The organism is Pseudoalteromonas sp. S4741, from assembly GCF_005886135.1.
In the GTDB taxonomy this organism is placed as follows: domain Bacteria; phylum Pseudomonadota; class Gammaproteobacteria; order Enterobacterales; family Alteromonadaceae; genus Pseudoalteromonas; species Pseudoalteromonas tetraodonis.
In genome coordinates this window covers 1-13,083 of sequence record NZ_PNCN01000159.1, presented here as the reverse complement: position 1 = coordinate 13,083, position 13,083 = coordinate 1, and the positions used below count along the sequence as shown (strand labels likewise).

Sequence of the window (13,083 nt, the reverse complement as noted above, 5' to 3'; positions counted from 1 at the left end):
AAATATTACACGTGCCTTAGCACACAGTTTAGTGTGCCGACTTAGCTCAGCTGGTAGAGCAACTGACTTGTAATCAGTAGGTCAACCGTTCGACTCGGTTAGTCGGCACCATTTATTTAAATAGTTAATTTAACTATTGCACTGTTTAGTGCCTCGATAGCTCAGTTGGTAGAGCAGAGGATTGAAAATCCTCGTGTCCCTGGTTCGATTCCGGGTCGAGGCACCATTTATACAAAGCCTCGCATATGCGGGGCTTTTTTGTTTCTAAGTTTTTCTATCCTGCTCTATTTTTCTAGCACGTCATAAACAGTAAGTCCCTCTGTCCTTTTCATACCTCTTTGAGAACTTTATTCAGCTTTTTTGGCTAAAAATTAGGTTGTTTATTGATTTGTGATCAATATGTTAATGATTGGCGTATCTACGGCATTTATAATTTCATCGCAAAGTATGTAATGTTATGTAAAGTCAATTGAGCAACGTTTGCTAAAGTGCTTGAATAACATTCATAAATAGCATTAATCAGGTTTAAACATGATGTGGCAATATAAGCCATCTTTATTGGCAATAAGTATTATGCTGCTGAGTGGTTGTACGAGTAACTTAAACCCGCAACTACGTGAGCAAGCACCGAATACACTCCCAGATCAGTGGCAACAAACAGCTGTTGAATCAGTAGTTGCTGTCAACGACACATGGTTTAATAAACTTGCTTCACCAACAGTAAAGCAGCTAGTTACTCAAGCGCTAAAAAACAATCAGCAACTATTGCAAAACCGTTTTGATGTAGAAATACAAAAACAGCAATTAATTGTCACCGGTGCCGCTTTATGGCCCAGTTTAGATATTTCAACGCGAGTAGGGCGAAGCAAAGATAATCGTCCGGTTAGTTATAATAACTCAAGCTCTGTATCGTTAGAGTTAGGTTATGAAATTGATTTATGGGGTAAACTCTCGGATGCAAAGCGTAGAGACAACCTCAACTACCTTGCTCAGCAAGCTCGCTATGAGCAAACTAAACAACAGCTTATTGCAGATGTTATAACAAATTGGTTTAACTTAATCAGTGCAGAGCAATTACTTGATTTGTTTAAGCGCAGAGAAGCTAACGCCCAGCAAAACCTCGAGATTATTGAGTCGGGTTATCGCCAAGGTTTAAATGAAGCGTTAGATGTTTATTTAGCTCGCAATGAGTTAAACAATGAACGCTCTCGTATAGCAACCCAAAAAGCAAATTTGACTCAAGCTGCACGTAGCCTTGAGCGTTTATTGGGGGAGTATCCAAAAGGATTGATAGCAGCGAATAACGACCTACCTGTAATTAATGACGACATGCCCCTTGGTTTACCGTCGGAGCTTATTACTCGCAAACCTGCGTTGCGTGCTAGTTGGTATCAGTTATTAGCCAGCGACGCTTCGCTTGCGTATGCGCATAAACAGCGTTTTCCGAGTTTAAATTTAGCGGCAGGTTTAAGCGATAGCACTAACAGGGTAAGCGACTTATTTTCTGCTTCAAGTCTTGCGTGGTCACTTATTGGTAGCATTTCAGCGCCTATTTTTGACGCTGGGCGACTTGCTGCGAACGAGGAAATAGCCAGTTTACAAACGCAAAAGCAAGAGCAAGCCTATCTGCAATCTTTATATGATGCATTTGGTGATGTTGAAAATGCTATTACCCTACAACAATCTTTAAAGGCACGCTACCAAAGCACCTTGCAGGCACAAGAAAATGCCTTAGCAGCAGAGCAATTATCGTTTGAACAATATCAAAGTGGTTTAGTGAGCTACACCACCGTATTAGATGCACAAGCACGCTCGTTTGATGCACAAAGTTCACTGATTGAAATTAAAAACCAATTACTCACAAATCGCATTAAATTACATGTTGCTCTTGGGGGCGACTTTGCAAAATCAAGATCCGCACAGGATGAGCAAGCACTATGAAACTCAACAAACAAAAAATAATTGTTCCCGCTGCTATCATTATAGCGACCATTTTTTCGGTGATGTTTATTAAAGGAAACCCGCCTAAAGCATCACGTTTTTCAGCACCGCCAAAAGCAAAAATTAATGTAGCGGTAAAACCATTGCAGTTAATTGACTACCCCGTTGAAATTGATAGCTTTGGTACGGTTAAACCACGAACTCAAAGTATGTTGGTGGCTCAGGTTTCTGGGCTGATTATTGATATAAATGAGCAGTTCCGTGAAGGCGGTTTTTTTGAAAAAGGCGATGTATTACTTCAGTTAGATGATCGCGATTTAAAAGCAGAAGTTAAATCAGCACAAGCTAATTTGCTCAATGCCGAGCAAAACTTATTAGAAGAGCAAGCGCGAGGCCGACAAGCGCTTACTGATTGGCAGCGTTTAGGCAATGAGTCTGAACCGAGTATTTTAGTACTTAGAAAGCCACAGCTAGCTGCAGCGCAAGCACAGGTTTTGTCAGCACAAGCACAATTGGAAAAAGCGCAACTAAATCTTGAACGTACTAAAATTAAAGCCCCTTATGCTGGGCGAGTATTAAACCGCAGCGTTGATTTAGGTCAGGTGGTATCTAACAATATGCAGTTGGCGACAATTTATGCAACCGACAGTGTTGAAATACGCTTACCGATAAAGAATAAAGATCTGCCTTTTATTAATTTACCTGAGCAATATCGAGATGGTGCTAAAAATCAGCGTGGCTCAGCGGTTAATTTCACTTCAGATTTAATTGGCGAGCAACAATGGCAAGGCCAACTTATTCGTACTGAGGGCGCAATAGATGAAAGTGCTCAGCAATTGTATGTGGTGGCTAAAATTAATGACCCTTATAAATCAACCAGTGATAATCAATACCCAGTAAAAATAGGGCAATACGTTAAAGCTAAAATTAATGGCAAAGTCGCCTCTCAGGTACTCGTTATTCCCAATAGTGCGATATATCAAGGCAGTTATGTTTATGTGGTTGAAAATGGCACACTACAGCGTAAAAATATTGCTTTAGCGTGGCAAAATGCGCTGCAAGGCATTGTGAGTAAAGGTCTTGAAGCGGGTAGTCAATTAGTGCTGACGCCACTGGGTCAAGTGAGTTCAGGTACGCCAGTGCAGATAATGGATGCGACTCTTAAAGCACAAAAACCAGGAGAGCAGCCATGATCGCTTGGTTTACACGTAATCATGTGGCTGCCAACTTACTGCTAATTAGTATTGTGTTGGGCGGCCTATTCAGCCTGTCTTCTAAGTTACCGTTAGAGGTGTTTCCCTCGTTTGTTTCTGATCGTATAAATATTAGTGTGAGTTTACGTGGTTCAACCCCAGAAGATGCTGAAAAAGGGGTCACCATACGAATAGAAGAAGCATTACAAGATCTCGAAGGTATTAAACAAATATCGAGCCGCTCTTCTGAGGGGTCATCACAAGTAAGCGTTGAGGTTGATACTGGCTACGACGAGCGTGAATTGTTAGCGGATATAAAGAGCCGTGTCGATGCCATTAATACTTTTCCAGCCGATGCAGAAAAACCAGTAATAGGGTTAATCCAGCGTAAGCGTGAAGTAATAGCAGTCACTGTTTCAAGTGACTACAACGAAAAAGAAACCCTAGAATATGCAGAGCAAGTCCGTGATGAATTGCTGCGTATTCCGGCGATTACCCAAGTTGAACTTAGTGGCGTACGTAATTATGAGCTGGCAATCGAAGTAAGCCAAGATACGCTGCGCCAATACGATTTAACCTTGGCGCAAATATCCAGTGCCATTGCCAATTCAAGTTCTGATATTTCAGCAGGAAACCTTAAAACAGAGGGCGGCGATGTACTTATTCGCTCTAAAGGGCAAGCTTACCGCAAAGATGAATTTGCAAGCATTGTGATAAAAAATCAAGCCGATGGCACTATTATTCGCTTAAGTGATATTGCAACCATTAACGATGATTTTGAAGAAACCCCCGTGCGCACCCGCTTTAATGGCAAACAAGCCGCATTTATTGATGTGTACCGCATTGGTCCGCAAAGTGCGATAGAAGTGGCCGATGCAGTTAAAAACTATATTACCAGTGAGCAAGCTAATTTACCGCAAGGGTTTTATTTAAGCTATTGGGATGATGACTCTGAGGTAGTAAAAAGCCGTATTGCTACCCTAACTAGCAATGCTTTACAGGGGGGGATTTTGGTACTGGGGTTACTGACATTATTTTTAAGACCTGCCATCGCGTTTTGGGTATTTATTGGTATTCCAGTTTCATTTATGGGCGCGTTTATGGCAATGGCCGCCTTTGGCGTGACCATAAATGTGATCAGCTTATTTGGTTTTATATTGGTGCTAGGGATTGTGGTGGACGATGCCATTGTTACCGGTGAAAACGTGTATACCCATTTAAAAACTGCCAAATCGGGCGAAGAGGCTGCTATAAAAGGAACTCAAGAAGTAGCCACGCCAGTTACATTTGGCGTGTTAACCACCGTGGCCGCTTTTTTACCCTTAGGTTTTATAGAAGGCGCGCGAGGCGCTATTTTTGCGCAAATACCGGTGGTGGTTATTCCTGTATTATTGTTTTCATTGATTGAATCTAAATTTGTGCTGCCAGCGCATTTAAAATATATCAAACTGCGCCAGCAAAAAGGCAAAGGTTCTAAATTAGAGCAACTCCAACAACGTTTTGCAGATGGTTTTGAGCATGCCATTTTAAAATATTACCAACCCGTATTAGGGCTAGCGCTACGCAACAAACTGGCCACAGTCAGTTTATTTATGGGCGTGTTTTTAATTATTTTAACCATGATCACCAGTGGTTGGACTAAGTTTATTTTCTTCCCACGTATTCCCAGTGAAACAGTTCGGGTTAATTTAACTTTTCCTGCGGGAACACCGTTTGAAGTCACGAATAAATACATAATTGATATGTCAGATAAAGCCAGAGAGCTTCAGCGTAAGTATCAAGATGAAGAAACAGGGCAAAGTATTATCCTTAATATTTTAGCCAGCACTGGCGGGCGAGGCGGTGCGGCTAATTCGGGTAGTGTGCGCTTTGAAATCACCCCAGCAGAACAACGAGAGTCTGATATTGGTTCGCGTGAGTTGGTAAAAGAGTGGCGGCAATTAATAGGGGTGATCCCTGGGGCTGAAAGTCTCACATTTAGAGCAGAAATAGGTAGAAGCTCAAACCCAATTGATATTCAATTATCGGGTAATTCCATAACCACACTGCAAACAGTGGCTGAGCAAATTAAACAACGATTGGCCACTTATCCAAGCGTGTTTGATATTGCCGATAGCATGTCTGATGGTAAAGAAGAGCTACAAATAGAGCTAACAGAGCAAGGGCTTGCACTTGGATTAAATAGAGTTGATGTATCAAGACAAGTGCGTAACTCGTTTTTTGGTGTACAAGTACAGCGCATTCAACGCGGGCGTGATGATGTGCGCGTTATGGTGCGCTTACCTATAGATGAAAGGCGCTCAGTTGCTGATTTAAAAGATATATTAATACAAACGCCTAATGGTGGGCGAGTGCCGCTGTCACACGTTGCCACTTTAGTACCTGGTCAAAGTCCATCAACCATTACCCGTATTGATCGTTACCGTACTCTTAATGTGTCGGCGGATGTAGAAAAAACCGATACCAATATGACCGTGCTTCAAGCTGATTTAAAAGCCTACTTAGATGAACTTGTGCAACAATACCCAGGTGTAAGCCATTCGTTAGAAGGTGAAGCCAAAGAGCAGCGCGAATCGTTTGGTTCATTATTGTGGGGAATGGTATTTGTATTTTTTGTAATTTATGGGTTGCTCGCAATTCCCTTTAAATCGTACTTACAGCCACTGGTGGTGATGAGCATTATTCCTTTTGGCATGATTGGCGCAGTAATTGGCCATTGGATCATGGCTATGGAGCTTACCATTATGAGTTTGCTGGGAATGCTCGCGTTAATTGGGGTCGTGGTGAACGACTCGTTAGTATTGGTTGATTTTATTAATAAAAAGCGCAGTGAAGGGCTAGATTTAATGGAAGCTGTTAAAACCGCCGGCGTAGCGCGTTTTCGACCGGTTATGCTAACTAGTTTAACCACCTTTATAGGCTTAATGCCGCTGCTGTTTGAAAAGGCGACTCAGGCGCAGTTTTTAATTCCTATGGCAGTAAGCCTAGGTTTTGGGATTATATTTGCGACCTTTATAACCTTATTACTCGTTCCGGTTAACTATATGCTGATGGAGCGCTTTCAAGGCTGGTTTAAGTAAGTGCAGACTACATAGATAAGTAGAAGTTTCAGGCACTAAGTTTCAGGTACTAGTAAGTAAAGCATCGGACTGTAAAAAATTCAGTTCGGTGTTTTTTATAATAACTAGGTGATTAATAAAATAAAGATATAAAAGTAATTGCTGGGGAATTAAAGTTATTGGAGGTGTTCCCCGAGAATGCGGTGCCGGGTGTCAGTCCTGAAACCTTGAGGTTTCAGGGCGGAAATCTGCGGTTTACCGTAGGCTTCTCGGTACATGCCGAGCTTGCACAATAGTAGACGAACAAAAATCCTGGTATAAAATTTATCGGCTCAGGGACTTAACCAAGCTCCTGCACCCCAGGGAACAAATTCAGTATATAAGACATATTCCAATCCTTAAACCCCAATCGTAAAAAATTAAACTGTTCGCTCAGTTTTCCTGCAAATTTAATCTTGTATTTACTTTTAAGATTGCTTTTTGAACTTAATCAGCTTTTCAATCGCTTGCTTTTGACCTCAGTCATAGAATTCATTGGAGTTGCTTTTTATCGAGTGGTAGCATTGCTTTAATTAGCAAAGCGAAGACGTCATTATGAATAACTTACCAGATTACGAAAAAGCCCAACTTCTTTTAGAGAAAAACGAAATATTTGTATCACCTGCTGAAGCGCATGGCGTTATTAGCGGTTTACTTGCTTGTGGGCTAAGCATTGACGATAAAGAATACTTAGGCTTACTGAGCGACGTATTTAATGATGGCGAGTCGTTTAGCAACGATTTAAAACAGTTTTTTGGTAAAGTTTATCAACAAGTTGTTGAAAGCTTTAACAATGAAGAGTTTCAATTTGATTTGTTTTTACCGAGTGATGACGAAACACTCATCGATCAAGCCAATGGGCTCGTATCATGGGTAGCTGGGTTTATGCTGGGCTTTGGCTTAAAGCAAAAAGACTATGGCAAGCTGTCGGCAGATGTAAAAGAAGTGATTAGCGACTTTAGCGAAATTACGCGCCTTGATACAACCTTTGAAGAAACCAAAGAAGATAGCCAAGCACTGCATGAAGTGATTGAGTACGTACGCGTATCGGCGTTACTGTGTTTTGCTGAACTTGGCAAAGAGCAAAACTCACAAAGCAACAAAAAAACACTGCATTAATTTAGTAATACAACAAAAGTAATGGGTTAGTTATTAATGGTTGAAATACAAAAGTCAGAGTTTAAAGCGCGCCGCGAGCGTTTATTGGCGGCAATGGATAGCAACAGTATTGCGATAATTCCTGCTGCAACCGAGCTCACACGTAGCCGAGATACTCATTATCCGTTTAGACAAGACAGTGACTTTTTTTACTTAACTGGTTTTAACGAACCCGATGCGGTATTGGTGTTATGCAAAGACAGTGATACGCCTTCTATATTGTTTTGTTTAGGTAAAGATAAACTTGCAGAGGTATGGCACGGCAGGCGCATTGGTTTTGAAAAAGCGCAAAGCGAATACTTATTCGACAAAACTTATGCATTAAGTGAACTAAACGAACAATTATTGAATTTGGTGAACGGCCAACAGATTTTATTTTATGCACAAGGGACGTATCCTGCCTTCGACGGCAAAGTATTTTCAATGCTCAATACTTTGCGTAGTGCCCCCAAAAAAGGCGATACAGCACCGAGTACCCTTAAAGATATTCGTCCGCTATTACACGAGATGCGCCTATTTAAATCGCCAAGCGAAATTAACATTATGCGTGAAGGCTGCGAAATAAGTGCCCGAGCACACATGCGTGCCATGCGCTTTTCCCACGTTGGCGCAACCGAGTTTCAATTAGAGGCAGAGCTTCATCATCACTATGCGATGAATGGGGCGCCACATCCAGCTTATGGCACCATTGTCGGTAGTGGCGATAACGCTAATATTTTGCACTACACCCAAAACAGCGATGTATTAAACAATGGCAACCTGGTGCTGATTGATTCAGGTTGTGAGCTACAAGGTTACGCAGCCGACATTACCCGTACTTTCCCCGTTAATGGTAAATTTAGCACCGAGCAAGCTGCGCTTTATAATATTGTACTCAAAGCGCAAGAAGTGGCATTTAGCGAAGTAAAGCCCGGTGGCTACTTATCGCAGGCTAATAAATTAGCTATGCAAGTGCTAACCCAAGGGTTACTCGATTTAGGTATTTTAACCGGCGATTTTGATGAGTTAATGGCGCAAGGTGCCTGTAAAGAATATTACATGCATGGTCTTGGCCATTGGTTAGGACTCGATGTTCACGATGTGGGCGATTACAAGGTTAATAACCAAGAGCGTGCTTTTGAACCGGGTATGGTACTGACCATTGAACCAGGGCTTTATATTAGTAAAGATTCAAACGCACCCAAAAAATACCAAGGTATAGGTATTCGTATTGAAGATAACTTATTAGTAACTGATTCAGGTCACGAAAACTTAACGATTACCGTGCCTAAAAAAATTAGCGAAATAGAAGCGTTAATGCAAAGCGCTAAAAACGCATAAGCTTGGAGATAAAAGTGGCTAAGCAGTTTGATGTTGTAGTTATTGGCGGTGGTTTAGTTGGCGCAAGTTGCGCACTGAGCATAAGTAAAAAAAATCCCAGCCTACATATTGCCGTGGTTGAAGCAAATCAAGTAACCACAGATTATCACCCAAGTTTTGACGACAGAAGCATCGCACTTGCACAGCAGTCGGTGGAGTATTTACAAAGCCTCAATTTGTTTGAAATAAACGCTCCCTATGCGGCAGCCATAAAAAAAGTCAGTGTGTCAGACAAAGGGCACTTTGGTAAAACCCATATACACAGTGATGAGTTTGCAAAACCCTCATTAGGCTATGTGGTAGAGGTAAACCCATTTGGCAGAGCGCTGCATCAACGTTTAACGCAATCAAATATATCGCTTTTTTGCCCTGATAGCGTAACGGCGATAAAACAAAATACCGAAAGTAATGAACTGACATTACAAAGCAGCGAAAAACTAAGTGCTAAGCTGTTAGTGATTGCCGACGGTGCACAATCGCCAACCCGTCACTTGCTAGGCCTAGGTTTCAATACCCAGCCTTATGAACAAGGCGCGATTATTGCCAATATAGAAGTGGCTGGTGGACATAACCATCATGCGTTTGAGCGTTTTACCCAAAATGGCCCTATGGCTTTATTACCCATGAGCAATAACCGCTATTCGTTAGTATGGTGTATGCGCCAAGAGCATATTGAGCAGCATATGACATTAAGTGAGTCAGACTTTTTAAGCGTACTGCAAATCACCTTTGGTTATCGTGCTGGGCGGTTTATAAAAGTAGGGATGCGCGCCAGTTATCCACTGGTTTATGGGCAAGTCGAATCGTTGACGGCGCACAGTACTGTGGTAATAGGTAACGCGGCACACGCCATTCACCCAATTGCAGGTCAAGGCTTTAATTTAGGGCTGCGCGACGTACAAGTGCTTAGTGACTTAATAGCAAACAGTGAACATGATTTAGGGAGTTATGCCTTTACCCGTCAATATTCAGTTAAGCGCAGTGATGATATAAAAACGGTAATGACATTGACCGATGCCTTGGTTCGACTTTTTTCAAATTCATCACGGGTGTTAGCATTGGGTCGCAGTATTGGGCTGTTTTCGATGGATTTATTCCCCGCATTCAAAGCCCCATTGGCTAAACAGTTAATGGGACAAGTTAAACAAGGTACACGTTTATGAAACAAGTACAGGTTTGTATAGTGGGTGGTGGCTGCATAGGTTTAACGCTGGCGCTAGGGCTTGCTAAAGCGAATGTCAGTGTGGTTGTGTTAGATGCAGCGCCAACTCAAGCTCCACCGAGCGATGACTATGGTTTACGTGTAAGCGCATTGAGTATTGCCAGCCAAACCTTGCTCGAGCAGTTAAATGTATGGCCACACATAATAGCTGAGCGTGCTTGTGCTTATACGCACATGGATGTACGTGATGCCGATAGCTTTGGAAAAATAGCCTTTAATAACGATCAACTTGAGCTTGACCATTTAGGGCACATAGTTGAAAACGACATTATTCGCTTTGCACTAATAAAAGAGCTTGAGCAGCAAAGTAATGCCACACTCATGTTTAATACCGAGTATCAGCAAATACACCAAAGCGAGTCTGATGTATTTATTAATTTAAAAACTGGTGAGCCTATTATTGCTAAGTTGCTGGTGGCGGCTGATGGTGCAAATTCAGCGATTCGTAAACAGTTTAATATGGCGCTGAGCTTTAAAGATTACGATCACCATGCGTTAGTAGCGACAGTTAAAACCAAAGAGTCACACAAAAATACCGCACGCCAAGTGTTTTTACCTACAGGGCCGCTAGCGTTCTTGCCATTGAGCGATGAGCATACTCATTCAATTGTGTGGTCTACCAGCCCGAATCATTGTGATGAATTGTTAGCAATGGACGACACCACTTTTAATAAAGCAGTTATGGCTGCAATAGATGGCCAATGCGGTTTATGTGAAGTGCAAAGTAAGCGCGTCGCGTTCCCACTTAAAATGCGTTATGCCCAGCAATGGGTAAGTGGCAACGTGGTGCTAATGGGCGATGCAGCGCATACCATTCACCCATTGGCAGGGCTGGGTATGAACCTAGGTCTAAAAGACGCGGCTTATTTAATCGAGTTACTAAGTCAAGACACCAAAGAATTTGCAAGTACGCGCACACTGCGTGATTACGAGCGCACCCGTAAACTCGATGCACAAAAACACATTGCCATGATGCAAGGGCTAAAAGAGCTATTTGAAGGTGCAAACCCTGTTAAAAAGCTGATTCGTGGAGTAGGGCTTTCACTCGTTGATAACTTGGGCCCAATCAAACACCTATTCGCTAAAGAAGCGATAGGGAAGTGATAAAGACAAGCGGTCGGTTTTTAGCTGTCAGCTTTTAGCCAAAGAAAAACCGATGTTTAGTTTAAACATCGGTTTTTTAGATACTCAGTATAGGTCTGTACCACCGCCTAAATCTTTGAGTACTTCAATAAATTCGTCATTTTCTTTTAAGTACTTTGCCGACTCCCAATCCATGAATTGCATGCTTATCATTATAAGTCTGAGTTGAGAAAATTCAGTAAAGCTAATTAGAGTTTTAAATTGGTTTTTTCTTTCTAAAGATTCAAATCCATTTTCATTTGTTAACTTTTCGGTAATCATTCTAACAACGTTATAAAAAATGCGAGTTGTATTAAATATACTTTCATTTGCATCGGTAGTATTTATAAAATCTCTTATATTTTCGGTGCTTACACCTTCAGCGCGTTTAGCTTCAATACTATCTTCGAGCTCTTGTATTAACTTAACGTTGCTCAATTCTTGTTCATCCAGTTGAATTGAAAAACTTAGCTTTAAATTATTAAATGCATTTCTTTGAGCTTCAATTAATCCAAAAAAATAAATTTCAAAGGATTGTAGTAGCTCTTTCTTTTTATTTTTTCTGACTTCATCTCTTAACTCTGTATTTGTTTGATTTTGTATACTTAGAGATTGAATAAGCAGTACTAACGAAAAAAAACTAAGTAGTGGAGTAACTAATCCATTAAAAAAATTACTAAAGTCGACCCAGTCGGATGGTTTTTCAGATATTTGATACTTCAGATTAAAATAGAACTGGAGAATATAAACGCCAATAACAATAAGCATTAATATTATAGCTGTTATAGAAAAACGATTAAGCATCGTTAAATCCTTCAATCAGGTATTTTATTATCTGACCTCCGCTTGTTCTCTGAGTATGTGCCTTGAGCTTTAAAGTTTTCCAATTTTCTGAAGGTATTCCGTTATTGCTGTGTAGGTTATCTGAAAATTTTTGCTTTGCTGCAAATTTTAACTCACCATACTGTTTTTGAGCAGGGAAACCGAAAGCCACTGTTTCATCTTCTCCTTTCACCAAAAGTCTGCCATTTCCTGTGTTTATATTTAAGCGCGTAATACTCGCTGTAATCTCTATTTTATTTTTATTGGTGAGAGGTTTTAATGTTGCGTAAGTCGCTTTTCCTAGGTTAGCTAGGGTTGTTTTTGTATCTTGATTTTTTCTAAATCGGATTTTCACATCTTTATTAAAGTTATTTGCTACTGAATGTAAGTGCTCAAGTGATGATTTTTGTAGCTGTTTAATAAGCTTTCCTTCGAGATCTTCTCCTAGGTTTTTAAGAACATTTTTTGCTTTACCTGAAAGTTGCAGGCTCTCTTGGTATAAAGCTTCATTTATAAAATATGAAATAAGCTCTGAGATTGTTTGCTTACCGATACTTCTAAAGCGCTTTTTGGCTTCTTCGTCGTAAAAATCTAACGAAAACTGTTGGCCGTATGAGCCTCTAAATGATTTTTTAAGGTTAGTTCTTACTTTGCTTTCAAATGAAAGTTTTTGAGGTACTCGCCTTTCAATGATCGTTGTTGCAATTTGTCGTGTTGCCTCCGATGCACCTTTTAATGTTTCTAGTCCAGATTGCATATCTACGGAGTAATCATCACTTTCTATAACAACATCAAAATTTATACTCACAATTTTACTTCCTATAATTATATTGTCTGGGAAAGATTATTAAACGAAATTTAACTTAGGGTTTATTTAAGAATAAAGCTTATTTAGTTTCAAAAAGGTGTAGGAAGCTAGAAGTATCAGCTCGAATATGAAGTTCATAAATATCCTTATTTAATAGAAGCTTGTTTAATAATTGCATGTCTTCAAGTTTGAGTAAATATTTAAATTTGCGAGTAAGTGTAAATTTAAACAATTAAAAGCTTCGCTTTTCAAGCGAGCAAGCTCACGCCTACCTAGTAAATATTAAACACTTATCTTTATTTTACTTATTGATATAAAGGGAGCATCTAATAATGTCTTCCCGAAGCCCGAAGCCCGAAG

The 13,083-nt window shown here is 40.5% G+C and carries 9 protein-coding genes, 2 tRNA genes and 1 other RNA gene; 9 read left to right on the top strand and 3 right to left on the bottom strand.

Features of this window, described 5'->3' with window-relative positions:
• Window positions 1–35: 35 nt before the first annotated feature.
• The 5 genes from CWC30_RS16650 (at window position 36) to CWC30_RS16630 (ending at window position 6,214) form a co-directional block, all read left to right on the top strand.
• Window positions 36–111 (top strand) — tRNA-Thr (locus CWC30_RS16650).
• 39 nt (window positions 112–150) lie between these two features.
• Window positions 151–226: transfer RNA gene (locus CWC30_RS16645), tRNA-Phe, on the top strand.
• A 305-nt stretch (window positions 227–531) separates the two neighbouring features.
• Window positions 532–1,941, top strand: coding sequence for a TolC family protein (locus tag CWC30_RS16640; protein ID WP_138627661.1), 1,410 nt, complete (start codon window positions 532–534; stop codon window positions 1,939–1,941).
• Complete coding sequence (locus CWC30_RS16635; protein ID WP_138627660.1) at window positions 1,938–3,134, top strand: efflux RND transporter periplasmic adaptor subunit; 1,197 nt, start codon at window positions 1,938–1,940, stop codon at window positions 3,132–3,134. The genes CWC30_RS16640 and CWC30_RS16635 overlap by 4 nt, the downstream gene beginning before the upstream one ends.
• Window positions 3,131–6,214 (top strand): efflux RND transporter permease subunit, encoded by a 3,084-nt coding sequence (locus CWC30_RS16630; RefSeq protein WP_138627659.1) that lies wholly within the window; start codon window positions 3,131–3,133, stop codon window positions 6,212–6,214. Before CWC30_RS16635 ends, CWC30_RS16630 begins: the two co-directional genes overlap by 4 nt.
• A 164-nt stretch (window positions 6,215–6,378) precedes the next feature.
• Here CWC30_RS16630 and ssrS read toward each other — a convergent pair.
• A non-coding RNA gene (ssrS, locus tag CWC30_RS16625) (6S RNA) lies at window positions 6,379–6,562 on the bottom strand.
• Between the two features lie 225 nt (window positions 6,563–6,787).
• Here ssrS and CWC30_RS16620 point away from each other — a divergent pair.
• Genes CWC30_RS16620 through CWC30_RS16605 form a run of 4 tightly spaced genes read left to right on the top strand, consistent with a single transcriptional unit; the run spans window position 6,788 to window position 11,075 of the window.
• A complete protein-coding gene (locus CWC30_RS16620) occupies window positions 6,788–7,351 on the top strand; it encodes a UPF0149 family protein (protein ID WP_138627658.1) in 564 nt (187 codons plus the stop codon).
• Between the two features lie 36 nt (window positions 7,352–7,387).
• Window positions 7,388–8,710: a Xaa-Pro aminopeptidase gene (pepP, locus tag CWC30_RS16615; RefSeq protein WP_138627657.1), complete on the top strand. Its 1,323-nt coding sequence runs from the start codon at window positions 7,388–7,390 to the stop codon at window positions 8,708–8,710.
• Between the two features lie 14 nt (window positions 8,711–8,724).
• A complete protein-coding gene (ubiH, locus tag CWC30_RS16610) occupies window positions 8,725–9,912 on the top strand; it encodes a 2-octaprenyl-6-methoxyphenyl hydroxylase (RefSeq protein ID WP_138627656.1) in 1,188 nt (395 codons plus the stop codon).
• Entirely contained in the window at window positions 9,909–11,075 is a 1,167-nt protein-coding gene (locus CWC30_RS16605; RefSeq protein ID WP_036980063.1) for an FAD-dependent monooxygenase, read from the top strand. The genes ubiH and CWC30_RS16605 overlap by 4 nt, the downstream gene beginning before the upstream one ends.
• A gap of 84 nt (window positions 11,076–11,159) precedes the next feature.
• Here the strand turns inward: CWC30_RS16605 and CWC30_RS16600 are convergent, their stop codons facing one another.
• Together CWC30_RS16600 and CWC30_RS16595 are read right to left on the bottom strand one after the other, a co-directional pair.
• The gene (locus tag CWC30_RS16600) at window positions 11,160–11,897 is read right to left on the bottom strand and encodes a hypothetical protein (protein ID WP_138560843.1); all 738 of its coding nucleotides are present in this window, start codon (window positions 11,895–11,897) and stop codon (window positions 11,160–11,162) included.
• Window positions 11,890–12,723, bottom strand: a complete 834-nt coding sequence (locus CWC30_RS16595; RefSeq protein ID WP_138627655.1) for a hypothetical protein — start codon at window positions 12,721–12,723, stop codon at window positions 11,890–11,892. Before CWC30_RS16595 ends, CWC30_RS16600 begins: the two co-directional genes overlap by 8 nt.
• Between the last annotated feature and the right edge of the window lie 360 nt (window positions 12,724–13,083).